Genomic DNA, 25,693 nt, shown 5'->3' with positions numbered 1-25,693 from the left:
ACAAGAACAAGAACAAGAACAAGAACAAGAACAAGAACAAGAACAAGAACAAGAACAAGAACAAGAACAAGAACAAGAACAAGAACAAGAACAAGAACAGGGTCCCTCCGCCGCTGTGGTTGCTGCAGCGACGGGGGGACCGTTGCATGTGGCGCCAGACAAGAGCAACAGACAAGAGCAACGGACAAGAGCAACAGTCAGTCCCGCCACCGCTGTGGTTGACGCAGCGCCGGGCCGCTAGGTCTCCTGGTGTACCTGCATACGAGGTTGCCGTCCGTGAGGTGAAGTGCTCGGGGCTAGATGCAGGTGGGCCGTACGGCGTGACGGCCGCGGCGTCTAGCGCCTCAAAGCCAACCTCGCGATCGTCCGGCCCAACGCGAACCCGGCCGAGCTCAACGCGCTGACCCGCGAGGGCTCGGGTAATGACAGGGGCTCGGTGCAGCGCTGAATCGAGGGCAGTCGTGCTGTTGGGTGGTCAACAGATCCGTCTGGCTTGTTGGATGACGGCTCCGCCGAACTGTTCGGCCGCCGGAGTGCGAGCGGGCGCTAAGTACCCAACCTCGCAGTTGGGCACTTAGCCGCCGATAGCGAAGGGTTTTTGCTGGCACGCCGTTGGTCAGTAGGTCTGTTAGGAGAAGGCCGAGTTGGGGTGGGTAGATCGTTTCGGGCGACGTGATTAGGGCTGGGGCCTGCCACCAGTGGAAGCCGGGATGGTGCGGGCTTCGTCTTCGGTTAGTTGGGCCGGCGCTGGATCGAAGCGGTCGACCACGTGCAGCAGCCATTCTTCGTGGACCTCGAGTGTCCGGCCGTAGTACACGTAGGTGTGGTCGCGTCGCCAGACGGGAATACCGGGAGGCAGGTCAGTCAGGCCGGTCTCTTCGTAGGCCTCGCGGGCCGCGGCTTCCTGGAGGGGCTCGACGCCGCCGCCTACTGGATACCAGCACTCGGTTTGAGTTTGCGGGTCCATGGCGTGGACGAGCAGTAGGTGGCCGTTCGGGTCGAGGAGTAGGAGCTTTACCGCGAGTCTCGGCACGGGCCAACAGTAGAGCGGCTGGTCAGCCGGGGCCTTCGTCGGTTATTGACCAGCGTTCATTGGCGGTGTTGCGGACCAGGACGTAGCCCCATTGCTTGGGTTCGTCGTTGGAGCGGTAGGCCGCGCAGATGAAGAGGGCTTGTTGCCAGCCGCGGGCGCCTGAGGTCTCGATTTCTGCCGGGGAGAACTTGTCGGGGGCTTCCAGGCGTAGGTCGGTGATCGGTTTGGCTTTGGACCACCAGTGGGGGTCTCCGAAGATGCCGCCCACCGAGGTGCGAAGGGCGTTGGCGTGGTCGTGGTCGGGTCACCAGGGGCAGGGTGGTTTTCTCATCTCGGGCGTTTGTCGCGGCTACATAGGCCTGGACTACCTGTTCAGGGGTGGCGTCGGCGCCCAAGGGTTGGGTGCTGACGGGGGAGCGCTCGGTGAGGAGGGTGGTGGTTGTTGCGCCTAGGCCGACCAGCAGGAGGGCGATGGCGAAGGCTCCGGCCAAGGTGAGGGCTCGGTGGCGGGTTCGGGAGGTGCGGGCTCGGTGCAGCAGGGTGTCCATAAGGGGTGGGGACGTTGGCCACGGCGGACTTGAGCATGCGGCGGGCTTCCTGATCACGCATTGTGGTCCTCCAGGCCTTTCAGGGCAGTGCTGGCTTCCAGGGCGGTCAGGGCTCGGGAGGTTCGGCTCTTCACGGTGCCGACGGCGATGCCGAGTACTTCGGCGGTCTAGCGTTCTGAGAGGTCGGCGTAGAAGCGGAGTACCAGGACGGCGCGTTGGTTGGGTGGGAGCGTTGACAGGGCTCGGCTCAGGGTGATGGAGACCCCGTGGTCGTCGCGGTCGGCCGGTTGGTCGGGGAGGTCCGCGGTGGGGAACTCGCCGTGCCGGCGGCGGCTGCTGTTGTCGGCCTGGCGTACTGATCGCCAGGAGCGGTAGCAAAGAAGAGCAACAGACTCTGCTCGCCGTAGCTGTAACTGTGCGGCATCGATCTTTATGTCTTCTTGAGGCGGTGGCGAAAATCTTGAGATATCGCAGAGGAAGCGCTGATTTAGTTCACCGAGATGTACCAAAATCAGCTCGGGTAGTGTTACAGGACTCCGTAGCCAGGAATCAGGAAAAGCTGACCTGAAGAGTGGCGCCAAAGCGAGAATCGAGTTGCTCTGCCTCCGAGCCGCGATGCGTCGTGGTTAGAGTCAGAAACGTCGCTCAAGCAGCGGCATCCATTGTCTGCCAGCATGGCGACCACCCTTCCATATTACAGGAAGAGTGTTATTAGGGCAATTGTTTTCAGTTGCGACTAAGAGTCCAAGATCTCCGAAACCACGTGCAGCCTTCGGAGATAAAGATCGGCCGATAGCATCGATTGCATCTGAGGCAATTTCGATATCCTCTGAAGAGTCGAAGATACTCGCATCTTTGTCAAAGGCGCGGAGGCGGCTGCCGAGGCGGACGGCCACCACGCTTTCAGCTTGAATATCATCAGGTTCCCACAAATGATCGACTGCCGAAACCCCGGCGGCTACAATAATATGAAGGTTTTCTCGCCAAGGCCCGCTTAGGGAAGAGAATTGAGCTACAGCTTCACTTGCGACTCCGCGGAGCTGAGATCCAGTTCCGGCGAGATCGTCAGCGATGATCAGTATGCACGTCGAGGAGATGTTTTTCGTTGCTTCTAGAAATTTCTCCAGATTAACCACATTGGTCTTTTTGATGCGCAGCATCTTAGTTAGGGTTGTGGCCACTGCATGGCTGCTGGCGCCGCCGATACCATGTTGGAGGACATATGCATTCTTGCCGTATCCTCCAGAGTCTGTCTTTCGATTCGACCATGCGGAAGTTCCTGTGATAGCAAGTTTTAGGGCCGGCAATACCTCCTGTGTCATTCGAGTATTAGAGAAGAATCCTTCCGTGAGAAGCCTCTCCGCCAAAAGGAAGGCGAAGTGACGAGTCTCCGGAGGGAACTGCTCCAACCACGCCTTCAACCGGATTTCTGAGATTGGCTCACTAGCAAAGGTCACGTCACGGGTCAAATTGATAAGATCACTACTTGAGAAACTTTGAGACTGGGCGTTCGCCTCATGCTCAAGGGCAAACTGGCGATCGAGCTCCCTGCCTCCGGCCGAACGTAGCCATGCTGACGCCAATGGTATCGAGAGACGGAGAGTTTTTTCCTGTGAGAGGACGACTCCTCTATCTATGAGCGATCGAACACTTGTCGTGAGTTCTGTGCCAGAAGAACCCACGAAAGAAGCGCTAGCAATCTCGACCGCATCTTTTATGGGAGTGTATGTGAATGATGCACCGCTGGCCTGAGCAATGCCGCGAAGGACAGCTCCTGTCATTAGAGAGTGCCGAGATCGACTGTCAAGGCCCGCGATGGAATCGGTCCATAGATGCATGAAGTGTGTGGCGGGCGCTGACTCTGCTACGCGCTGCATTGCATCGTCTACCTCGCCGCTGCTTACATAAGTCCGATCAAGGTCTCGCATTCGTTGCCATACTTCTTGGCCGAGAAGTGTTAAGTAGTATGGATTTCCACCGCTGAGAAAATGCGCCCTACTGTATGCCGAACTCTGCCATTCAAGGCGAGAGTTTGTAGGGTCCTTCAATAATTCACGAGTCGCCTCAACTGATTGAAAATTTGATACGACATATGGTGTGACTTGATTCAATTTGTGAGCCTGGGCACTGATTATCGCCGGCAGTACTTCACTGCCAATGAACATTAGACTTAACCAAGGTTCGTCTATAATGCTTCGCAGGAAAAGGAAGAGAGCATCTGCCTCCGGCCCTTCGTAGAGACTTCTAGGTAGCTCATCAAAGTCATCAAGCGCAATTAATACATGAAGATTCCTTGCGGTCAGAATATTGCCTGATTGCCGTAGCCAACGTCCTGACGTCCGCGCAAAATTCGAACTGGCCGAAGCTTGAGGTGGTTCCGGAATTAATACGTCTTGCCACGCATCGAGAACAGCATCATAAATTGATTCAGTTAGTGCAACTACGAGCTCGGCAGCGGCGGGCTTGCCTGTCAAAACTTGACCAAGCGGAAGATACTCAGTTGCCCAGCCATCGCCACGCAGTCGAGCTGCTAGCGTCTTGGCGAGCGACGTCTTCCCGACTCGCTTCAGGCCTGTTACTGCAGCACTGCCGCCACCCGCCATGACACGTTCAAGGGCATCCAGATCGTCATCACGCCCTACTAGTCGATCTGGTGTGGATATAGTGCCCAACTTAAAAGGATTGATGTCGTCGGGTCGCCAAGCGGCCGACCTCTGATCCTCAGCTCTAAGATCTGCAATTGCAGAGAAGGTCTGCTCGAGTGGGTCTCGCCAAGTCAGCTCGCAGGATATCTGGATTACAGAGCTTTCTTCTGAATGACTGGTTGCAGTGTAGTGAATAAGGCGCTCTGCACCGGGTTCGATACGCTCGACTAATTGGATTGACTTCTCTAGGTGAAGATCGCTAGAGCTGAGTGCCACCTCAATTAGTTCGGCAGGAGCGTTGCCGTCGTTCCTAAGGGCAATGTCAATCGTGAACGGTGCCCGGACATGGCTACTTAGTGGCAGACGACTACTCAGCAAGGTAGCAATGATGTTGGGTCTAGATCCAGAGCTTAGTTCATCGTGTCTTTGGGAGCATGCGTCTAAGATTGCGAAAAATGCTGGTCCGAGAGCATCTTGTAATAGCAGGCTTTCGCAGGTAGAAAGTTCATTCAGTAAGTTCTTGATCTCTGAAATAAGCGCACTAGAATCACTCGCAAGGATGTCATCCTTGGCCAAATATGCCGAAATGAGCGGCATTAAACGAAGGGCTGAGTCCGTGACTTTTTGTTCGTCATCATCTAAAAATATCTCAATTCGGCGAAGCGGTCCGAGAAGGCGTCGGTGGACTAATGGATCTGGTTGAGCAGAGGTGATGAGGTCTTGCATTTTGAATCTGAACTCAGATTCAATCGCTTCAATCATCTGATGGGTCTGGCGCATGTTGTCGACAATGCTACCGAATCGCAACTGCCATGCTTCTCGAAGTTTGACCTTTGTTACGTTGTCGTAGATAGCGAGCGCGTCCGCGTCAACGGCAAATATCGTGCGCGCAGTATGAACGGCCCAATTGCTCTGCATGGCAGGTGTTGCGGCGACGTAGTCGCGTAGTACCTCGTCGGCTAGCCAGTTTGTGAGGGTTTCGTTGGCTGGGACGCTGCGTTTGGCCGCCTCGATGGCTGAAAGGAGGGCTCGTCGCCGATTTCTGAGCGAGTCCTCCTCCTCTTGTGCTAGGAGCCATAGCAGTCGAAGCCAATTCCATGCTCTGGCGCCGTCTGGAGACGAATTTGGTCCCCAAGTTGCGCCAACGGAGGCGAATATATTCCAAATTGCGCGTTGAGCCTCGGTGTAGTTGGCTTCCTCAAACAAGCGCCATGCGCCAGCAAGATCAAATGCCTCTTCTTCGCTTGAGCTGAGTGCTGGCCAATTGCGACCACCTTCTGCGAAGGTGTCCTCTCGACTAACGGACAGTTTGAGCCACGGGGGCGCAATAGAGTCTCCGGTGCTCTTGGCACCAGAAAATGCCGGACGCATGATAGGAGTATGTGGATCGTGGCGAGTCTTCTCAGTGGACCTCAGTGCCGCGGTAAATATCCCGATCCTGAGATGGAAATCTTCATGATCCATTGCGAACTGTCGTCTCCACCCGACGCGATCATCGGGTATGTTCGGGAGGCGCTCTATTATGTTGTCGACTTCGTCTTTGTGGCGTCGTAGTTTAGGTGTTATATTAAGCAGTTCTGATGAGCCAGTGGCTAGCGCTAATCGGTCGACTGGGGTGAGTCCCCGAATTCCAACACTTGCTTTTAGGTGGATAGCGAAACGAAATACAAAGTCAGCGAGCGCTGACATCGAGCCGGTTATGAATGCACGCTGGAGAATCTTCTCTGCGAGAAGTAGGCCGAGGATTGGCCTATCATTTCGATTAGCATCTCCGATCGCGCGCAGCAGTTCACTTTCACCGGCCGCGTCAAATTTCTTGCTAACCGCCGCGAGTGCTGGCTTGAGTGCTCGGACGCGGCCGTCCATTAGTTCACGTGCTGCGTCTTGAGCGGTCTGTGTCATCAGTTGAGGGTACCAATCTCACTGCTGCTTGAACACCTTCGTTTGGCTATCGATGGTTCTGTTCGGGGATCAGAATCTGTCGATTTCGTACGGCGGACTGAGCAGGTGGTCGTAGCACTTGCGGGACGCCGGCAAAGTTGATGTGGAACAGCGCCTGGCGAACGGGCTATCCGCTAAGCAGGTGTGGGCACGTGCTGCAAGATGGGGATGTGAAGTCAACTCTTGCTGATGTGGTTGGTGTCCTCGATCGGCTGTACGACCCGTCGTGGGCGGAGACTTGGGACGCGGTCGGGCTGGTGACGGGTGACCCGGAGCAGCCGGTACGCCGGGTGCTGTTCGCGGTGGATCCGATGCGGGTGGTGGTGGACGAGGCGATCGACGGTGGGTTCGACCTGCTGGTGACCCATCACCCACTGCTCCTCAAGGGCGTCAACAGCGTTGCGGCCACTACGCCTAAGGGGCGGGTCATTCACGACCTGATCCGCAGCAGCACTGCGTTGCACGTCTGTCATACCAACGCGGACAACGCCAACCCTGGCGTGAGTGACGCGCTGGCTGCAGCCTTGACGTTGCAGGACGCCTCACCGTTGAAGGCGATGCCGGCTGAGGCGATGGACAAGATCGTGGTCTACGTGCCGGTGGGGGAGACGCACGCGATGATCGATGCGCTCGCCAGAGCCGGGGCGGGGCAGATCGGGGACTACGACCGGGCTGCTTGGAGTTCCACGGGTGAGGGGACCTTCAGGCCGCTCGACGGGGCCAAGCCGACGATCGGCCAGGTCGGTGAGGTCGAGCGGGTGGTCGAGGATCGAGTTGAGATGGTGCTGCCGAGGAACAAGCGCCGGGCGGTCGTCGAGGCGCTCAGGCGGGCTCACTCGTACGAGGAGCCGGCGTACGACGTGTTCGAGATGGCGAGTCTGCCGAGCAACCGGGGTGGCGGGCGGATCGGCGTACTGCGGGAGCCGCTCAAGCTGAGCGAGTTCGCGGCCTTGGTGGCTGAGCGGTTGCCGCGGACCGAGCACGGAGTACGGGTGTCGGGGGATCCTGAGCGGCTGATCGAGTCGGTCGCCGTAGTCGGGGGAGCGGGTGACTCGGAGTTCGAGCGGGTACGCCGGGCCGGCGTCGACGCCTATGTGACAGCGGATCTCAGGCACCACCCGGCCACCGAGGCGCGTGCGTACGACGAAGGTCCGGCGCTCGTCGATGTCGCGCACTGGGCCAGCGAGTGGCCGTGGCTGAAGGACGCCGAGCGGCTGCTGCAGGAAGGTCTCGCCGCCACCGGCCGGAGCGTCGAAACCCACGTCTCCACCACCTGCACCGACGCCTGGACGCTGCACCTGTAGAACCGCCTGTAGGACCTCCCGCAGGACCGTCGGGCCGGGCGGTTTGCTGCCTTGCCCAGGAGGGGCGGTAGCGTGGAGACTCACATCTTGACGCTCTGCGCCGACACGGCTCTGACCCCGGTGCACGGCTGACAACTGAACGCGATCTAAGGAGCCGACCCTGAACGCCGAGCCCGCTGTCCAACGCCGGTTACTGGACCTGCAGGACCTCGACCTGCAGCTGGATCAGGTCGCGCACAAGCGCAAGTCGCTGCCCGAGCACGCCGCGCTGGCCGAGCTGGCGAAGGAGAAGTCGGTGGTCGACGGCGAGCTGGTCACCGCCGACACCGAGGTCAGCGACCTGAAGCGGGAGCAGAAGAAGGCCGACAGCGATGTCGACCAGGTCCGCCAGCGCAAGAACCGCAACCAGCAGCGGATGGACTCCGGTCAGGTCACCTCGCCGCGCGACCTGGAGAACCTGCAGCACGAGATCGGTTCGCTGGACCGCCGGATCTCCGACCTGGAGGACGCCGAGCTCGAGGTGATGGAGCGGCTGGAGGCGGCCGAGGTCGTGCAGGCCGAGCTGCAGGTCCGCGCGGACGCGTTCGCCGGCCGGCAGAGCGAGCTGGAGGCGACCCGGGACGCGACCCTCAAGGAGCTCGACGAGCAGCGCGCGACCGTCGGCGACCAGCGCGCCACCGTGGCCGCCGAGCTGCCGGACGACCTGGTCGCGCTCTACCTGAAGGTGCGCGAGCGCAACGGCGGCATCGGCGCCGGACCGCTGGTCGGCAAGCGCTGCATGGGCTGCCGGATGGAGCTGCCGCCGTCGGAGCTGAGCATCATCAAGACCACCCCGGCCGACGTCGTACTGCGGCACGAGGAATGCGGCCGGATCCTGGTCCGGACGCCGGAGACCACCCTGTGAGCAACGGCCCGTCGCACGTCATCGTCGAGGCCGACGGCGGCTCCCGGGGCAACCCGGGGCCGGCCTCGTACGGCGCGCTGGTGCGTGACCCGGCGACCGGTGCGGTGATCGTCCAGAAGGGCGTCACGATCGGCGTCGCGACCAACAACGTCGCGGAGTACAGCGGGCTGATCGCCGGGCTGGAGCTGGCCCGGGAGTACACGCCGGACGCCTCGATCGAGGTCCGGATGGACTCCAAGCTGGTGATCGAGCAGATGGCCGGGCGCTGGAAGATCAAGCACCCGGACATGAAGCCGCTGGCGATCAAGGCGCAGGGGCTCGCGCCGTTCGGCACCGAGTGGACCTGGGTGCCGCGCGCCCAGAACTCGGCCGCCGACGCGCTGGCCAACATGGCGCTCGACGGCAAGCCGGTCCCTCTGCGCCCTAGTGAGGCGGCCCCGGCGGTCGCCGCGCAGGCCGAGGCCACGGACCAGCAGAAGGCCATGCGGGGTTGGGGTGTGCAGGGCGAGCCGCCGACCCAGCTGATCTTCCTGCGGCACGGCCAGACCGCGCACACCGTCGACAAGCGGTTCTCCGGGTCGGGCGGCGAGGACCCGGCGCTGAGCGAGATCGGGCAGGGCCAGGCGACGGCGGCAGCGCAGTACCTGCTGAAGCGGGGTGGCATCGACGCGATCGTCAGCTCACCGATGACACGCACCCGGCAGACCGCCGGCGTGGTCGCGGAGGCGCTCGGGCTCGACGTGAAGGTCGAGAAGAACTGGGTGGAGTGCTCGTTCGGCGACTGGGACGGGCACACCTTCGCCGAGGTGCAGGAGAAGTGGCCGGACGCGCTGAACGCCTGGCTGGAGTCGACCACGGTCGCGCCGCCCGGTGGCGAGTCGTTCGACGCGTGTGCCCGGCGGGCCCGGTCGGCGCGGGACGGCATCCTGGCGGCGTACCCCGGCAAGACGGTGCTGGTGGTGACCCATGTGACGCCGATCAAACTGATGGTCCGCTCGGTGCTGCAGGCCCCGATGAACTCGCTGTTCCGGATGGAGCTGGCCCCAGCCACACTGACCGAGATCCACTGGTACGCCGACGGCCTGGCGTCCCTGAAGTCCTTTAACGTGCAACCCGCACTAGTCTGACCCCAGAGGCCACGCACGACGGGGTGCCTGGCGGATGGACGGAGTAGCGCGTGCCGTTGCAGAGGGTGCATTTCGCCGAAGAGGTTCCGGAGGTCTTCCGGGCCTCGTTGCAGGACATCAGACGAGAGCTCGAGGTGCCGGCGGAGTTTCCGGCCGAGGTGGTGCAGGCCGCCTTGGCCGCGGCGAAGAACCCGCGGCTGCCGGAGCTGGACCGGACCGACCTCGAGTTCGTCACGATCGACCCGCCGGACTCGATGGACCTCGACCAGGCCGTCTTCATCGAGCGCGCCGGCGACGGCTACACGGTGTACTACGCGATCGCCGACGTCGCCGCGTTCGTCCAGCCGGGTGACCCGATCGACGTCGAGGCGCGGAAGCGGGGCGAGACGCTCTACGCGCCCGACAAGCGCACGCCGCTGCACCCGCCGGAGCTTTCCGAGAGCGCCGCGTCGCTGCTGGCCGACGAGGTCCGGCCCGCGCTGCTCTGGCAGATCGCCGTCGACGCGACCGGTGAGGGCACCGACGTCACGGTCAAGCGCGCCCTGGTGAAATCGCGCGCCAAGCTCAGCTACGCCGGTGTGCAGAAGGACCTGGACGCTGGTACTGCGTCGGAGTCGCTGCAACTGCTGCGCGAGGTCGGCAAGCTGCGCGAGCAGCGCGAACTGGAGCGCGGCGGGGTCAACCTGCCCATCCCCGACCAGGAGGTCGTCACCACCGACGGCGAGTGGTCGCTGGAGTTCCGTGCGCCGCTGCCGGTCGAGGGTTGGAACGCGCAGATCTCACTGCTCACCGGGATGGCCGCCGCGCACCTGATGATGTACGGCGAGATCGGCATCCTGCGCACGCTGCCCGAGTCGCACGACGACCTGCGCCGCAAGCTGGAGAACACCGCCAAGGCGCTGGGCATCCCGTGGCCGGTCGGTACGTCGTACGCCGAGTTCATCCACGGGCTCGACCCCAAGGTGCCGGCCCATGCGGCGATGCTCGCGGCCTGCACCGTGCTGTTCCGCGGCGCCGGCTACACGGCCTTTTCGGGTGGCGTGCCCGCCCAGCCGGAGCACGCCGCGATGAAGTCGGAGTACGCGCACTGCACCGCGCCACTACGCCGGTTGGTGGACCGTTGGACCAGCGAGATCTGCGTCGCGCTGTGCGCCGACACCGAGGTCCCGCAGTGGGTCCGCGAGTCGATGGACGAGATCCCGAAGATCATGGAGGAGTGCGCCCGCAAGGCCCACGCCTACGAGCGATCCATCGTCAGCATGGTCGAGGCCGGCCTGGTCGCCGAGCAGGTCGGCTCGATCTTCGACGGCGTCATCACCGACGTCGACGACCGCGACTCGACCCGCGGCATCGTCGCTCTCTCCACGGTCGCGATCGAAGGCCGAGTCACCGGTACTGCGACCCTGCCGCTCGGCCAGCCGGTCCGCGTCAAGCTCACCGAGGCCGACATCGCCAAGCGCACGGTGGCTTTCGAGCTAGCCCCTTAACGCCGCCAACACCGCTGCCGTCGTACGAGCGGTGTCTCCGGTAGCCAACAGATCGAGCAACCCGCCGCGCAGGATCGCCAGTACTCCGGTACGCCGAGCCTGCGCGGCTTTGCCGTCCCTGCCGGCCTGCACGGACTTCAGCAACTCGAGCCAGTCGTCCACCGTCGACCGGGCGAAGTCTGCCCACGGACCGTCGGGCGCGACCAGCGATCGCCCGTAGGCCTCCACCCAGAGCTTCATCAGCGGGCGGCGCTCCTCGGCGGCCAGCCAGGTCCAGAGTTCTTCCGCGACGACGGTCAGACCCGGCGGTTCGGCGTACTGGCTGGTGATGGTCTGCAGCAGATCGAGCTCGTCGCTGCGCGCGCGGGCGAGCAGAGCACGGATCAGCCCGTCCTTGCTGCCGAACAGGAACAGCAGCACCCGCGGACTCGAACCGATCGCCGTCGCGAGCGGCCGGAGCGAGAGGTCGGCCAGCCCGTGGCTCAGCGAGTACGCGTAGGCAAGCTCCAGCAGTTCGGTCTCCCGCGCGGAGGGGACTGGTTTCGGGGTGGCCACCCGGCTAGTATCGCTGACTGAAACAGTCGTGTCAGTAGAGCGGGTGGTGTCGATGCGGATCAGGCGACTTGGCGAGCCGGGCGATCTCGGCTGGGTGGTGCAGGCGCACGGGGAGTTGTACGGCGCGGAGTACGGGTGGGGGATGGAGTACGAGGCGCTGGTGGCGCAGATCGTCGCGGACTTCGGCAAGGACCACGACCCGACCCGGGAGACCGCGTGGATCGCCGAGCACGAAGGCGAGCGGGTCGGCAGTGTCTTCTGCGTACGCGGCCCGGACGAGAGTACGGCGAAGCTCCGGCTGCTGTTGCTGCATCCGTCGAGTCGCGGGCAAGGACTCGGCGCGCGGCTCGTCGACACCTGCCTGGCCTTCGCGCGGGAGGCCGGCTACCGGCGGATGGTGCTGTGGACGAACGACCCGTTGGTTGCCGCCCGCCACATCTACCTGGCGCGCGGCTTCGAGCTGACCAGCGAGGAGCCGCACGACCTGTTCGGGTCCGGGTTGCTGAGCCAGAACTACGAACTCGTGCTGTAGTGAACGGGCCGGTCTGTAAGCCGGATCCTGTAATAGGCGATCATCTATCTACGGTGACCGTTGCCGGGCACCTCTAGCAGCCTACCCGCGAGCTCGGGCGGGCAGCCCTCGAGCGCTCACGCGGACGGCGGTTGCCCGTCGTCCTTCTTGGCCTTGCTCCACGTGGGGTTTACCTAGCCTCCGCAGTCACCTGCGGAGCTGGTGGTCTCTTACACCACCGTTTCACCCTCACCCGCACCTGAATGAACCACGGGGTCCATCCAGGCCGCTGGCGGTCTGTTCTCTGTGGCACTGTCCCGCGGGTTGCCCCGGGTGGGCGTTACCCACCACGTTGCCCTGTGGAGTCCGGACTTTCCTCGGCGTTCACCGTTGCCGGTGAACGACGCGATCGCCCGACCGGCCCGTTCGCTCTCAGGATAGGGCCTGCGCGCTCACTTCCGGGTATCGGCCGTCGGCGGCCCGCTCGTACGGCCGGACGTCGACCACCGCGTCCAGGTTCAGCGGACCGTAGAGGTGCGGGAAGGTGATGCCGACCGCGTCCAGATCCTCGTCGCACAACGCCGACACCAGCAGCTCGGTGTCGATCACCAGCAGGACCAGCGGCTCGGTCACGTCCAAGTAGAACGAGTTCGCGACCAGCGCGACCTGCTCCGGCCGGGAACAGTGGATGAACGCGGCGCCGTCGTCGAGCGACTTGCCCCGGGTGGACCACCGATAGCTGCCGGCCTGCCGTGCCGCTTCCCACTGGTCAGCGAAGGCCAAATGCAAGATCAAAGCCATCCTCCAAACCTAGTGCCCGGCCGCCGGGGAAACCGGGCAGCGACGCATGCAGAATATTCTTTGCAGAAACTATTCTGCATGAGCTACCGTGAGATTCATGAGCGAGCGCGAGGTCCACAGCGGCGAAGAGCTGAAGGCATTGACCCACCCGTTGCGGGTCCGGATGCTCGCCGTACTGCGAGCGGACGGTCCGGCGACCGCGACCGAGTTGGCCCGGCTGTTCGCCACCGACACGGGGGCGACGAGCTACCACCTGCGGAAGCTGGCGCAGTACGGGTTCGTCGAGGAGATCGCGGTCGACGGACATCCGCGAGCCCGGCACTGGCAGGCCGTTCACGCGACCACCACCTGGAAGAACACCGAGGTCGGCGCGACACCCGAGGGCCGTACTGCGGCGGACTGGATGCGGCGCAGGCAGGCCGGGATCCTGCAGGCCGATGTCGAGTCGTTCGAGCAGCTCCAGGACACCTTGCCGCCGGAGTGGATCGACGCGGCCGGTATCGGCGATCTGCTGGTCAAGCTCAGCGCCGAGTCGGTCAACAAGCTCTGGGAGCGGTTCTACTCGCACGTCGAAGAGTTGAAGGCCCGCGACGCAGATAACGCGGAGGCGCGCCGAGTCTCGGTTGTCGTCGCCGGGTTCCCGCGCCCGGAGGCGTCATGACCGCGCAGGCCGCTCGGCGGCGCTACGCCCTGATCAGCTTCCTCACCTGGCTGCCGACCGGTCTCTTCATCCCGGTGATGGTCCTTCTCCTGCTGGAGCGGGGGATCGGGGTGACCACCGTCGCCACCCTCGGGGTCGCCTACTCCGCGACCATCATGCTGCTCGAGTTGCCGACCGGTGGTCTCGCCGATGTGATCGGCCGACGGCCGATGATGATCGCATCGGCCACCGCCAACCTGGCCGGCCTGCTGCTCTTCGGGCTGGTCGATTCGCTCTGGCTGCTGGCGATCTCCAGCGTGCTGCGGGGCGTGGGTCGTGCCCTCGGCAGTGGCCCGATCGAGGCCTGGTACGTCGATCAGGCGCCCGACGATGCCGCCGAGCTGACTCGCGGCTTGTCCGTGGGCGTGATGGCGTCCTCGGTCGCGCTGGCTGTCGGGACGGTCGCCGGTGCGCTGATTCCGGTGGGTCTCGGAGTGAGTCTCGTGGTGCCGGTGCTGATCGCCGTCGGCGCCGAGGCGGTGCTCCTGGTCGTGACGCTGGTGGCGATGCCTGAGTCGAAGTACGAGGCCACGACCTTGCGCAGCATCGTGCGTGGTGTGCCTGCGGTGATCGCGGGCGGCGTGCGCCTCGCAGTACGGAACCTGGCGCTGACCCGGATCCTGATGGTCAGCGCGGGGATGGGCGTCACCTTGTCGGTGATCGAGTTGCTGACCCCCGGCCGACTGGCCGAGCTGGCCGGATCGGCTGATCGAGGAGTGCTCGCGTACGGGTTGGTGGCTGCCATCGGGTTCGCCGCGGACGCCTTCGGGAGTGGGCTGAGTGCGGCACTGCTGCGTCGCCTCGGATCGGTGCGCGCGGTCAGCCTCACCGGGTACGGCGTCAGCGTGCTTGCGCTGGCGGCGATGGCGGTCGCGATTGCGATGAGCGGGTTCGCGGGGATCCTTGCCGCCGCAGTCGCCTATCTGCTGATGTTCGTCGGCTTCGGGATCGCGGCCGGCCCGGTGGCGCAGTTGCTGCACAGCCAGGTGACGACGGCCGAGCGCGCGACGGTGGTGTCCGTGCAATCGCTCCTGTTGCAACTCTCGGGCGCAGTCGGCGCTGTCGTCCTCGGGCACCTCGCGGTCGTCACCGCACCGGCAGCCGCCTTCCTGGTCGCGGCAGCCCTGCTGGCTGTTCCGGCCGCGCGGCTGGTGGTTCCGGAACCAGTGAGGTCTTGACAGCGGAGGGTGAGCACAGAAAGATCCGATGTCTACCTGTGATCCTCTCCGCCCCCAGGTCATAGGTCCGCACCATCTCCAGGAGAGATCCGATGAACACCCTCCTGCGATCCCGTCTGCCCAAAAACCTGCCGAAGTACAGACCGAAAGTTCTGGCCAGAGCTCTGCCCAGACTGCTGCTGGTGACAGCGGTGCTGGCCGGATCACTGGCCACCGGCGGACCCACCGCGACGGCAGCACCGGGGACCACGGCCTGGCAGAACGGCTCCTTCGTCGTCGACAAACCCAATCTGGTCCGCCGCTCCGACATCGTGCTCGGCCGCGCCAACCCGGCGCCGGCCGATTCGCTCCCACTGGGCAACGGCGCGCTCGGTGCGGCGGTGTGGTCCGCCGACGGGTTCACCGCCCAACTCAATCGCACCGATACCTTCCCCGACCGCAAATCACTCGGCCAGGTGGTCATCCCGGGCCTGTCCCGGCTGACCAGCGCCGCCGACTTCAGCGGCCGCCTCGACCTGTACGACGGAATGCTGCGCCAAAGCGGCGGCGGCATGACCCTGACCGCGTTCATCCGCGCGGACACCCAGCAGTTGGTCGTCGACGTCACCGGCGCCGATCCCAACGCGACCCAGACCGCACAGGTCAGAATCTGGAGCGGCCGTACGCCGACCGCCCGCGCCTCGGGCGCAGTCGCCGCACTCGCCGAGACCTGGGTCGACAACAACGGCGCCGGCGCATCCGGTCGCACCTTCGGATCGCTCGCCGGCGTCACTGCCGGAGGCCGCAACGTGGTCGGCTCGACGCCCAACTCACTGACCGCGCAGGTCGCCTTCCACCCCAACACCGATGGCTCGTTCCGCGTGGTCGTCGCGGCACCGACCTGGACCGGTGGCGACTCGATCGCCACCGCCACCGCAGTACTGAACGGCGCGGCTACTCGCCCGGCGAACGAAGTACGGGACGCGCATCTGCAGTGGTGGCACAACTACTGGGCTCAAGCCGGCCTGATCAAGATCAGCTCGGCCGACGGCACCGGTGACTATGTGGAGAACCTGCGGACGATCTTCCTGTACGCGAGCGCGGCCCAGAGCCGTGGCGTGCTGCCGGGATCGCAGGCCGGGGTCGCCGATCTCTTCACCTTCTCGCAGGACCGGCGCGACTGGTATCCGTCCGGCTACTGGTTCTGGAATCTCCGCATGCAAGTCGCGGCCAATCTCTCGGCGGGTCTGCCAGGGCTGAACGATCCGATGTTTCGGTTGTACAAGGACAACCTCGGTGCGATCCAGTCGTGGACCAGCACCCAGATGCCAGGCAGGCAGGGCCTGTGCGTGCCGGAGACGATGCGGTTCAACGGCAACGGCACCTACAACGGTGGCACCGACAACGGTTCGTGTGACTCGACCATCACCCCGACGTACAACTCGCTCACGGTCACCACCGGGGCGGAGATCGGGTTGTGGGTCTGGGAGCACTACCGGATGACCGACGACCGGGCCTTCCTGCAGGCCAACTACCCGTTGATCAAGGGCGCGGCGCAGTTCCTGCTCTCGCATGCGACCACAGGTGCCGACGGCAAGCTGCACACCTTCTCGAACGCGCACGAGACCCAGTGGGGTGTCACCGACCCGACCACCGACATCGCGGCGATGCAGGCCTTCTTCCCGATCGCGGTGAAGGCTGCCCAGACCCTCAATGTCGACCCGGCTCTGGTCAGTCAGCTCAACGCGGCAATCCCGAGGCTGCAGACGCTACCGCGGACAGACACGGCCACTCAGACCCAGTTGCTGACTCCGGCCTCCGATGCCAATGGCAACACCATGATCGGGCTCTCCACCCAGCCGACGGCGGCCCGGCACAACAGCGAGAACATCGGCCTCGAAGCGGTCTGGCCGTTCAACCTGATCGGCGACAACGGGCCGCTGACCGCGGTCGGCCGCCGGACCTTCACCCATCGCAGCTATGTCAACGGCAACGACTGGAGCTACGACCCGCTGCACGCCGCCCGGCTCGGGATGCCGAGTGAGATGAAGACCGCGCTGCTCGCGGCGATCCGGTCGTACCAGGTCTATCCGTCCGGCATGGCCAGCTTCACCGCGCAGCAGGCCTTCGAGCCCTATATCGAGCAGTCAGGTGTCCTCGCGACCACCGTCGCCGAGGCGCTGGCCACCGACTACGACGGCGTACTGCGGATCGCTCCGTCCTGGCCGGCCGACTGGACCGGCGAAGGAACGGTTGCCATCGGCCACAAATCGAAGGTGCACGTGCAGATCGCCGGTGGCAGCCCCACCACGGTCGCCATCTCGTCGGGCGCCAGCCAGCAACTCGTCGTCCGGAGTCCGTGGCCGGGACAAAGCGTCACTGTGTTCGACGGGCAGACCCGGGCCACGGTCGTCGGTCCGCAGACCAACGCCACCTTCACCATCCCGGCACAGTCGGGCAAGTCCTATCTGGTGGAGAAAACCGGCACCGCAATCCAACCTTTCCAAGCCCTCACAGGTACTCCGGCCACGGCCGCCCGCCGCTGGGACAAGGCCACCATCGGCTTGCCCAAGCAGACTCCGGGCACCGGCACGATCAGCCTTCGCGCCAAGGCCAACGGCAAGTACGTGACTGCCGGAACCGGTACGCCGCTGATCGCGGACAGCACCACCAACGGCACCGCCCAGCAGTACGAGCTCACCGACCTCGGCGGCGGCAACGTGTCGCTGCGGGCCAAGGCCAACAACCTCTTGGTTGCCGCGGACAACGCGGGCGCCGGACCGTTGCTGGCCAAGAACCAGGCGGTCGGGTCCTGGGAGACCTTCCAGCTGATCCGCAACGGCGACGGCACGGTCAGCTTCCGGGCACAGGTCAACAGCAAGCTCGTCTGCGCGGAGAACGGCGGCGCTGCCGCACTGATCGCGAACAGGGACGCGATCGGCCCGTGGGAACAATTCGACTTGATCAACAACTGAGGAGCACGACCATGCAGAAGAAAGGCACCAGGCGGCTCTCGTTGTTGATCACGGCCGCATTGACCGCAGCACTCGGGTTGAGTGCATCGATGGCCGAGGCAGGGTCGACGATCCCGCCCGGCGACTACCAGCAGGTCTCGCTGGCGACCGGCGGGGGTGAGCTCGGCGAAGCGATGTCGCTGGCCGTCCTGCCGAACCGTTCCGTCGTCCACACGGCCCGCGACGGAACAGTCCGGATCACCGACGCAGCCGGTACGACGTCGGTGGCCGGCAAGCTCAACGTCTACACCCACGACGAGGAAGGCCTGCAGGGCGTTGCCGCCGACCCCGCCTTCGCGACCAACCGCTACCTCTATCTCTACTACTCACCAAGGCTGTCGACGCCGGACGGCGATGCGCCGACCGACGGCACCCAGGCCGACTGGGATCGCTGGAAGGGCGAGCTGTACCTGTCCCGGTTCACCCTGAAGGCCGACAACACCCTCGACCTGGCCAGCGAGAAAATCGTCCTGCGGGTGCCGAACGACCGCGGCCAGTGCTGCCACGTTGGCGGTGATATCGACTTCGATGCCGCCGGCAACCTGTATCTGACCACCGGCGACGACAGCAACCCGTTCCAGTCCGACAGCTACACGCCGATCGACGAGCGGACCACCCGCAACCCGCAGTTCGACGCGCAGCGCACGTCGGGCAACACCAACGACCTGCGCGGCAAGCTGCTCCGGATCAAGCCCCAGCCGGACGGCACCTACACGGTCCCGAGCGGCAACCTGTTCGCACCGGGCACCGCGCAGACCAAACCCGAGATCTACGCGATGGGCTTCCGCAACCCGTTCCGGATGAACGTGGACAAGCCGACCGGCATCGTCTATCTCGGCGACTACGGTCCCGACGCCGGAGTCACCAATCCCGACCGCGGCCCGAACGGCCAGGTCGAGTTCGACCGGATCACTGCTCCCGGCAACTACGGCTGGCCGTACTGCACGGGCACCAACACCAGCAGCGAGACCTACAACGACTTCCAGTTCCCCAGCGGTCCCTCCGGCGCGAAGTTCAACTGCGCGGGCGGCCCGACCAACAACTCGTTCCGCAACACCGGCCGGACCACCTTGCCCGCCGCGCAGCCGGCCTGGATCCGGTACGGCGGTGACGCGGGCACGCCGCCCGAGTTCGGCAACGGCGGCTCGGAGTCGCCGATGGGCGGGCCGGTCTACCGGTTCGACCCGAACCTCAACTCCGCGGTCAAGTTCCCGCAGTCGCTCAACGGCCGGTACTTCGCTGGTGAGCTCGGCCGGCAGTGGATCAAGGCCATCGAGGTGACCGGCACGGGCGGCGTCGGCGACATCGGCGCGTTCCCGTGGACCGGCACCCAGGTGATGGACATGGCCTTCGGGCCGGACGGCGCGCTCTACGTGCTCGACTACGGCACGGGCGCGAACAACCAGGCCCTGTGGCGGATCGAGTACAAGGGCGCCACCAACCGCAACCCGATCGCCAAAGCAGCCGGTACGCCGACCTCCGGCGGCCGTCCGCTCACGGTGGCGTTCTCGTCGGCCGGCAGCTCCGACCCCGAAGGCGGCGCGCTGACCTATCGCTGGACCTTCGGCGACGGCGGTACGTCGACGCAAGCCAACCCGTCGTACACCTACAACACGGCCGGCAACTTCACCGCGACGCTGACGGTGACCGATCCGGCCGGGCTAACCGGCTCGGCCAACGTCCAGATCAGCGTGGGTAACACGGCCCCGACGGTCACCTTGCAGACACCTCTGGACGGTCAGCTGTTCTCGTTCGGCGACACCGTGCCGTTCCAGATCACCGTGACCGATCCGGAGGACGGCACGATCGACTGCAACCGGGTGAAGCTGACCTACCTGCTCGGGCACGACGTGCACCAGCACCAGATCACCTCCAAGAACGGTTGCAGCGGGTCGATCGCAGTACCGGTCGATGGTGAGCACGACCCGGCGGCCAACGTGTACGGCGTCTTCGACGCGGAGTACACGGACAACGGTGGGATCACCACGCACACCCAGCGCAAGCTGCAGCCACGACACCGGCAGGGCGAGCACTTCAGCGCGCAGTCGGGGATCCAGCTGGCTGACCACGGTGCTGCCGAGGGTGGCAAGACCGTCGGGTTCGTCGACAACAACGACTGGATCTCGTACCAGCCGTACGCGGTCGGCAACGCGACGTCGGTCAGCGCGCGGGTGTCGTCCGGCGGGGTCGGCGGCACGATCGAGGTACGGGCCGGATCGGCGACCGGCAGCTTGCTGGGCACGATGACGGTCGCGCCGACGGGGAGCTGGGACACCTTCGTCAACGTGTCGGCCAACCTGACCAACAAGCCGGCCGGGTCGACGACGCTGTTCTTCGTCTTCAAGGGAGTGACGGGACAGGGCAACCTGTTCGACCTCGACGCCTTCACCTTCGTGACCTCGGCCTCGACCGGTACGACGGCTGAGGGCGAGGCGTTCACGTCGCAGTTCGGCGTACAGGTGGCTGCCCATGCGGGGGCCAACGGTGGTCAGACGTTGGGCTACATCGACAACGGTGACTGGGCGGGCTATTCGCAGGTGGCGACGGCCGGTGCCAAGTCGTTCAGCGCGAGGGTCTCCTCGGGCGGGGCGGGCGGCACGATCCAGGTGCGCTCGGGCTCGGCGACGGGGACGCTGCTCGGCTCGGTCGCAGTACCGGCCACTGGCGGTTGGGAGAACTTCCAGACCGTCTCGACCGCGCTGACCGGCAATGTCACCGGGGCGCTCTTCCTGAGCTTCACCGGTGGCGCCGGCTCGCTTTTCGACATCGACACCTTCACCGTCTCTCGCTGAACAGGACAACGACTATGACTACTTTTACGCGTCGTGAATCACTGGTGACAGGTGCTTTGCTGCTGGTTGGCGGAGCTGTTGGATTGAAGCCCGCCGCGGCTTGGGCGGCTGCTCCTTATCAAGTGCTGGTGTTCAGCAAGACGGCCGGATTCCGGCACGACTCGATCCCGGCCGGCATTCAGGCGATCCGGGAGTTGGGGGCCGCTAATGGGTTCACTGTCACTGCCACTGAGGACAGCAATGTCTTCACCGCGTCCCAACTGGCTGCCTACAAGGCTGTCGTCTTTCTGAGCACGACCGGCGACATTCTCACTGCAGCTCAGCAGACAGCCTTTGAGGGGTACATCAATGGTGGCGGTGGGTATGTCGGGGTCCACGCCGCCGCCGATACGGAGTACGGGTGGCCTTGGTACGGGCAGTTGGTCGGCGCTTGGTTCCACAGCCACCCGGCGATCCAGCAGGTGACTGCCAGGGTCGAGGACCGTACGCATCCGTCGACGGCGCATCTGGGGACGACCTGGGTTCGTACGGACGAGCTGTACAACTACTCGACCAATCCGCGGCCGAATGTGCGGGTGCTGATCAATCTCGATGAATCCACCTACAGCGGTGGCAACATGGGCGATCACCCGATTGCCTGGTACCACTCGCAGGGCTCTGGGCGCTCGTTCTACACGGGCTTCGGGCACACGATCGAGTCGTACTCCAACCAGCCGTTCCGGCAGCACCTGCTGGGTGGGATCCAGTACGCCGCTGGGGTGGTTGCTACACCGCCGGTCACGTCGGTGGAGGGAGAGGCGTTCACGTCGCAGTTCGGCGTACAGGTGGCTGGGCATGGGGGTGCGAGTGGGGGTCAGACGTTGGGCTACATCGACAACGGTGACTGGGCGGGCTACTCGCAGGTGAGTACGGCCGGCAAGACGAGCTTCAGTGCGCGGATCTCGTCGGGTGGGGCGGGTGGCACGATCCGGATTCGGTCGGGGTCGGCGACCGGCCCGGTGCTCGGGACTGTCGCAGTACCGGTGACTGGAGGGTGGGACAACTTCCAGACTGTCTCGACCACGCTCACCGGGTCGGGCAGTGGTCCGCTGTTCCTGACCTTCAGTGGTGGGTCGGGTTCACTGTTCGACGTGGACAGCTTCACCCTCAGTTAGCCGTGATCAGCGCCCGGGAGCTTGCCCCGGGCGCTGATAGGTTTTCGGCCATGGCGACCCCTGAGCAGACCCCGGAGACCGTTGAGGCCAAGCCCGCGAAGGCGACTCCGGTCGATGACCTGACCACGACCCAGCACACGCTCACGGTGGGGCGGCGGAAGCTGAAGTACACCGCCACCACCGGTCGCGTGGTGCTGCGGCAAGAGGTGGTCACGGACGGCAAGTTCGACGGGCATGTGCCGAAGGCCGAGGTCTTTCTGACGGCGTACACGCTCGACGACGCCGATCCGGGCAGCCGGCCGGTGACGTTCGCGTTCAACGGGGGACCGGGGTCGTCGAGCATCTGGCTGCATCTCGGGCTGCTCGGGCCGCGCCGGGTGGTCTCGGGCGACGCGGGTGAGCTTGCGCCGCCGCCGTACGGGCTGGTGGACAACGCGGAGACGTTGCTGAAGGACAGCGACCTGGTCTTCATCGACCCGGTGTCGACCGGCTACTCGCGCGCGGTCGAAGGGGAGAAGGCGGGGGACTACCACGGGTTCACGGCCGACCTGGAGTCTGTCGGCGAGGTGATCCGGCTGTGGACGTCGCGCAACGGACGCTGGATGTCGCCGAAGTTCCTGGCGGGGGAGTCCTACGGGACCACGCGCGCAGCTGGGCTGGCGGCGCATCTGCAGGATCGGTACGGGATGTACCTGAACGGGATCATCCTGATCTCGGCGGTGCTGGAGTTCGGCACGCTCGACTTCACGCCGGGCAATGATCTGCCGTTCACCCTGTTCCTGCCGTCGTACGCCGCGGCCGCGCACTACCACGGGCTGATCCCCGACCGGGAGCTCGACGAGGTGCTGGCCGACGCGGAGCGGTTCGCGGCCGGCCGCTACCCCAATGCGCTTGCCCAGGGCAACCGGGTGGCGGACGACTACCGGGCGGAGGTGGTCACCCGGCTGGCCGGGCTGACCGGGTTGTCGGAGGACTACATCGACCGGGTGAACCTGCGGATCGAGCACACCCGGTTCTTCGCCGAGGTACTGCGGGCGCGCCGTCAGGTGGTCGGCCGGCTGGACGCGCGGTTCACCGGGTGGGACGCGGACTCGGCGGCGGAGACGTCGGTGGACGACCCGTCGTTCCGGGCCATCATCGGGCCCTACACGGCGGCGCTGAACCACTACCTGCATGCTGAGCTCGACTATCACAACGACCTGCCGTACGAGTTCCTCAGCAGCCAGGCGGCGAAGGACTGGTCGTACAAGGAGTTCGAGAACAACCACGTCACCGTCGCCGACAAACTCGGCGAGGCGATGCGCGGGAACCCGCACCTCAAGGTGCATATCGCGTCCGGGCACTACGACTGCGCGACGCCGTACTTCGCCACCGAGTACACGGTCGCGCGGCTGCAGATCCCGGCAGAACTTCGGGGCAACATCGAACTTTGCTACTACCCGGCGGGTCACATGATGTACGTGCACGAACCGACCCGGCGGCAACAGTCCAAGGACCTGGCCGCTTTCATCCAGGGAGCCTCCAACAGATGACACCAGTCCCGCCGGAAGTCACCGCTCTCGCGGCGCAGTACTTGGAGCTTGTGGACGAGGCGCTGCCTGGTCAAGTGACCGGGCTCTACCTCACCGGCTCGGTGCCGCTCGGTGACTTCCGGCCGGGACACAGCGACATCGACGGCGTCGTTGTGACAGCTTCGCCGCTGCTGGACGCCTCGGCGGTGCGGGCTGTGCACGAGCAGTTGCCGACGGCTCCTGCTTTCGACGTCACCTACCTGACCGCCGCCGACCTCGCCGCACCGCCCGACGCTGCCAAGGCGGTCGTCTTCACCCTCGACGGCGTCTTCAAGGAAGCACCTCTCGGCGGCCCGGTCTCGCCGGTGCTGTGGTCGGAGCTGGCCCGCCAGTCCCTCGCCATCCGCACCACCCCCGACCTGGTCGTCCACGACGACCAGGAGGCGCTGGAGGCCTTCACCCGCCATAACCTTCAGACCTACTGGACCGCACAACTCGACCAGCTCGAAACCGCCACGGCGACCCAGCCCGACGACGCCCCGGTGCCCGACTGGGTGCTGCCCTGGGTCGTCCTCGGCGTCCCGCGCCTCCACGCACTCCTTGCCACCGGCAACATCATCTCGAAGACCCGGGCCGGCGAACACGCCCTGATCGCCTTCCCCGAGTGGGCGCCGCTCCTCAACCGCTGCCTCGACCACCGAGCCGGCAAACCCGAAACCTTCACCACCGCCGACGCCAGATCCGCAGTTCCGTACGGCCGCAAGGTCATCACCGCGGCTTTGGAACTGTAGGTGCTCTACGTCCGCGAGCCGGCGCCGCTAACCGTCGTTCCGCCCCCACCAGGTGTCGTGCTGCGTGCGCCGTCGCCGGCAGACACAGATGCGCTGGGACGCCTGTACTACGAGGCCTACGACCCGGCCGTAGTCGACGACGAGGCGGCCGCGATCGAGGACATCCGGATCAGCTTCGAAGGCTCCTACGGGCCACTCAGCCTGGCCAGCAGCCGCCTTGCGGTGGCAGCAGGAGGCGCACTTGTCGGCGCTCTGCTGGTTGTCGATCGGGCGCCCTGGCCGAACACGCCGGACTGCCCGTTCGTCATCGAGCTCTTCACCTCGCCTGGCTGGCGCCGCAGGGGCCTCGCCAAGGCGTTGCTCACCGAGTGCTTGGCGCAATCGCCGATCCGCCTCGCGTTGAACGTACTGCCGGAGAACGCGGCCGCCGTCAGCCTCTACCAGGCGTTGGGTTTTCAGCCCGGGTAGATGCGGAAGCCGGAGTTGGTGCGGTGGTCGAAGGACGCGTAGAAGTCCTGCGCGGTGTCGGTGACCAGGTCGACGCGTTGGGCTCCGGTTAACGGCACGGCGTACTCCAGGAGTTGGCGGCCGATGCCTTGGCGGCGGTAGGAGCGGTGGACGGCCATCAGCGACAGATGCGCCTGGATATGGCCGTCGCTTTGCAGGTAGGCGAAGCCGGTTACCAGGTCGCCGTCCAAGGCGACCACGGCGGTCACGCCCGGCGCGGTGAGGACCGCGTGGGCGCGTGCGGGGTCGGCGGGGAAGGTCGGCCACTCCTCCGCCTCGCACAGTGCGAGGACGCCCGCCAGGTGCGTCTGCTCGTACTGCGTGATGCTCACGGCAGCGTGAGTACTTCGGCGCCGGTGTCGGTGACGACCAGGGTGTGCTCGAACTGCGCGGTCCGCGACTTGTCCTTGGTGGTGGCGGTCCAGCCGTCCTCCCACAGGTCGTAGTTGTAGCTGCCGAGGGTGAGCATCGGCTCGATCGTGAACGTCATGCCGACCTCGATCACGTCGTCGAAGCGCTCGTCGTCGTAGTGCGGAATGATCAGCCCGGAGTGGAACGCGGTGGCGATGCCGTGACCGGTGAAGTCGCGGATCACGCCGTACCCGAAGCGCTTCGCGTAGGACTCGATCACCCGGCCGATGATGCTGACCTGGCGACCCGGCTTGACCGCCTTGATGCCGCGGTTCAGCGCCTCCCGGGTGCGCTCGACCAGCAGCCGGCTCTCCTCGTCGACGTCGCCGACCAGGAAGGTCGCGTTGGTGTCGCCGTGCACGCCGTCCAGGAACGCGGTGATGTCCACGTTCACGATGTCGCCGTCCTCGAGCGGGCGGTCGTCCGGGATGCCGTGGCAGATCACCTCGTTGACCGAGGTGCACAACGACTTCGGGTAGTTGCGGTAGCCCAGTGTCGACGGGTACGCATCGCGCTCGACCAGGTAGTCGTGGCCGACCCGGTCCAGCTCATCGGTGGTGACTCCGGGCTTGGCGGCCGCGCCGACCGCCTCGAGTGCCTGGGCGGCGAGTTTACTGGCGACGCGCATCTTCGCGATCAGCTCGGGGGACGTCACATAGGACCCGTCGTACGGCGTCGGCGACGGCTTGTCGACGTACTCCGGACGGGGAATGGATGCGGGTACCGGACGGCGAGGCGAGATGATGCCAGGAGTGAGAAGCGACATGGTGGAATCATTCTAGTGAGCTGTTACAAGACCT

At 65.0% G+C, this 25,693-nt stretch carries 21 protein-coding genes and 1 other RNA gene; 14 read left to right on the top strand and 8 right to left on the bottom strand.

Annotated features, from left to right (window positions below; genetic code table 11):
- Window positions 1-241 (top strand): hypothetical protein (locus AB0P21_RS40725; protein WP_363704819.1); only part of this gene is annotated, 241 nt, incomplete at its 5' end.
- Between the two features lie 435 nt (window positions 242-676).
- On the opposite strand, the gene AB0P21_RS40720 is transcribed toward AB0P21_RS40725, so the two are convergent.
- The 3 genes from AB0P21_RS40720 to AB0P21_RS40710 form a co-directional block, all read right to left on the bottom strand.
- Complete coding sequence (locus tag AB0P21_RS40720) at window positions 677-1,033, bottom strand: NUDIX domain-containing protein (RefSeq protein WP_363704816.1); 357 nt, start codon at window positions 1,031-1,033, stop codon at window positions 677-679.
- A 22-nt stretch (window positions 1,034-1,055) separates the two neighbouring features.
- Window positions 1,056-1,301: a hypothetical protein gene (locus AB0P21_RS40715; RefSeq protein ID WP_363704814.1), complete on the bottom strand. Its 246-nt coding sequence runs from the start codon at window positions 1,299-1,301 to the stop codon at window positions 1,056-1,058.
- 912 nt (window positions 1,302-2,213) lie between these two features.
- Window positions 2,214-6,128 (bottom strand): ATP-binding protein, encoded by a 3,915-nt coding sequence (locus AB0P21_RS40710; protein WP_363704812.1) that lies wholly within the window; start codon window positions 6,126-6,128, stop codon window positions 2,214-2,216.
- A 209-nt stretch (window positions 6,129-6,337) separates the two neighbouring features.
- Between AB0P21_RS40710 and AB0P21_RS40705 the strand changes: the two genes are divergently transcribed.
- The 4 genes from AB0P21_RS40705 to AB0P21_RS40690 all read left to right on the top strand — a co-directional run bounded on the left by AB0P21_RS40705 (window position 6,338) and on the right by AB0P21_RS40690 (window position 10,989).
- Entirely contained in the window at window positions 6,338-7,471 is a 1,134-nt protein-coding gene (locus AB0P21_RS40705) for a Nif3-like dinuclear metal center hexameric protein (RefSeq protein ID WP_363704810.1), read from the top strand.
- 295 nt (window positions 7,472-7,766) lie between these two features.
- Window positions 7,767-8,375 (top strand): C4-type zinc ribbon domain-containing protein, encoded by a 609-nt coding sequence (locus AB0P21_RS40700; protein WP_363704808.1) that lies wholly within the window; start codon window positions 7,767-7,769, stop codon window positions 8,373-8,375.
- Window positions 8,372-9,502 carry a bifunctional RNase H/acid phosphatase gene (locus tag AB0P21_RS40695; RefSeq protein WP_363704806.1) on the top strand — a complete coding sequence of 377 codons (1,131 nt, stop codon included), beginning with the start codon at window positions 8,372-8,374 and terminating at the stop codon, window positions 9,500-9,502. Before AB0P21_RS40700 ends, AB0P21_RS40695 begins: the two co-directional genes overlap by 4 nt.
- Window positions 9,503-9,552: 50 nt before the next feature.
- Window positions 9,553-10,989: an RNB domain-containing ribonuclease gene (locus AB0P21_RS40690; RefSeq protein WP_363704804.1), complete on the top strand. Its 1,437-nt coding sequence runs from the start codon at window positions 9,553-9,555 to the stop codon at window positions 10,987-10,989.
- Here the strand turns inward: AB0P21_RS40690 and AB0P21_RS40685 are convergent.
- Window positions 10,978-11,544, bottom strand: coding sequence for a TetR/AcrR family transcriptional regulator (locus tag AB0P21_RS40685; protein ID WP_363704802.1), 567 nt, complete (start codon window positions 11,542-11,544; stop codon window positions 10,978-10,980). The genes AB0P21_RS40690 and AB0P21_RS40685 overlap by 12 nt on opposite strands.
- Before the next feature lie 52 nt (window positions 11,545-11,596).
- Here AB0P21_RS40685 and AB0P21_RS40680 point away from each other — a divergent pair, with 52 nt between their 5' ends.
- Complete coding sequence (locus AB0P21_RS40680) at window positions 11,597-12,076, top strand: GNAT family N-acetyltransferase (protein ID WP_363704800.1); 480 nt, start codon at window positions 11,597-11,599, stop codon at window positions 12,074-12,076.
- Here the strand turns inward: AB0P21_RS40680 and rnpB are convergent.
- Both rnpB and AB0P21_RS40670 read right to left on the bottom strand, forming a co-directional pair.
- Window positions 12,077-12,480: RNase P RNA component class A (gene rnpB, locus AB0P21_RS40675), an RNA gene on the bottom strand.
- A gap of 7 nt (window positions 12,481-12,487) precedes the next feature.
- Window positions 12,488-12,856 (bottom strand): DUF952 domain-containing protein, encoded by a 369-nt coding sequence (locus AB0P21_RS40670; protein ID WP_363704798.1) that lies wholly within the window; start codon window positions 12,854-12,856, stop codon window positions 12,488-12,490.
- A gap of 97 nt (window positions 12,857-12,953) precedes the next feature.
- Here AB0P21_RS40670 and AB0P21_RS40665 point away from each other — a divergent pair, with 97 nt between their 5' ends.
- The 8 genes from AB0P21_RS40665 to AB0P21_RS40630 all read left to right on the top strand — a co-directional run bounded on the left by AB0P21_RS40665 (window position 12,954) and on the right by AB0P21_RS40630 (window position 24,443).
- A complete protein-coding gene (locus tag AB0P21_RS40665; RefSeq protein WP_363704796.1) occupies window positions 12,954-13,517 on the top strand; it encodes a helix-turn-helix domain-containing protein in 564 nt (187 codons plus the stop codon).
- Window positions 13,514-14,734, top strand: a complete 1,221-nt coding sequence (locus AB0P21_RS40660) for an MFS transporter (protein ID WP_363704794.1) — start codon at window positions 13,514-13,516, stop codon at window positions 14,732-14,734. The genes AB0P21_RS40665 and AB0P21_RS40660 overlap by 4 nt, the downstream gene beginning before the upstream one ends.
- Window positions 14,735-14,916: 182 nt before the next feature.
- Window positions 14,917-17,688 (top strand): hypothetical protein, encoded by a 2,772-nt coding sequence (locus AB0P21_RS40655; RefSeq protein ID WP_363704792.1) that lies wholly within the window; start codon window positions 14,917-14,919, stop codon window positions 17,686-17,688.
- A gap of 11 nt (window positions 17,689-17,699) precedes the next feature.
- Complete coding sequence (locus tag AB0P21_RS40650) at window positions 17,700-20,519, top strand: carbohydrate-binding protein (RefSeq protein WP_363704790.1); 2,820 nt, start codon at window positions 17,700-17,702, stop codon at window positions 20,517-20,519.
- A gap of 14 nt (window positions 20,520-20,533) precedes the next feature.
- Complete coding sequence (locus AB0P21_RS40645) at window positions 20,534-21,673, top strand: ThuA domain-containing protein (RefSeq protein WP_363704788.1); 1,140 nt, start codon at window positions 20,534-20,536, stop codon at window positions 21,671-21,673.
- A 50-nt stretch (window positions 21,674-21,723) separates the two neighbouring features.
- On the top strand, window positions 21,724-23,205 hold the full coding sequence (locus AB0P21_RS40640; protein ID WP_363704786.1) for a peptidase S10: 1,482 nt from the start codon (window positions 21,724-21,726) through the stop codon (window positions 23,203-23,205).
- Window positions 23,202-23,975 (top strand): aminoglycoside adenylyltransferase domain-containing protein, encoded by a 774-nt coding sequence (locus tag AB0P21_RS40635; protein WP_363704784.1) that lies wholly within the window; start codon window positions 23,202-23,204, stop codon window positions 23,973-23,975. Before AB0P21_RS40640 ends, AB0P21_RS40635 begins: the two co-directional genes overlap by 4 nt.
- Window positions 23,976-24,443 carry a GNAT family N-acetyltransferase gene (locus AB0P21_RS40630; RefSeq protein ID WP_363704782.1) on the top strand — a complete coding sequence of 156 codons (468 nt, stop codon included), beginning with the start codon at window positions 23,976-23,978 and terminating at the stop codon, window positions 24,441-24,443.
- Here AB0P21_RS40630 and AB0P21_RS40625 read toward each other — a convergent pair.
- Both AB0P21_RS40625 and map read right to left on the bottom strand, forming a co-directional pair.
- Complete coding sequence (locus tag AB0P21_RS40625) at window positions 24,431-24,814, bottom strand: GNAT family N-acetyltransferase (RefSeq protein WP_363704780.1); 384 nt, start codon at window positions 24,812-24,814, stop codon at window positions 24,431-24,433. The two genes, AB0P21_RS40630 and AB0P21_RS40625, sit on opposite strands and share 13 nt — an antisense overlap.
- Window positions 24,811-25,659 (bottom strand): type I methionyl aminopeptidase, encoded by an 849-nt coding sequence (gene map, locus AB0P21_RS40620; protein ID WP_363704778.1) that lies wholly within the window; start codon window positions 25,657-25,659, stop codon window positions 24,811-24,813. The genes AB0P21_RS40625 and map overlap by 4 nt, the downstream gene beginning before the upstream one ends.
- Window positions 25,660-25,693: the final 34 nt, after the last annotated feature.

The organism is Kribbella sp. NPDC056861 (assembly GCF_040687575.1).
Lineage (GTDB): Bacteria > Actinomycetota > Actinomycetes > Propionibacteriales > Kribbellaceae > Kribbella.
Note: the sequence above shows the minus strand (reverse complement) of the source record. Positions and strands in the feature narration are given on the sequence as shown.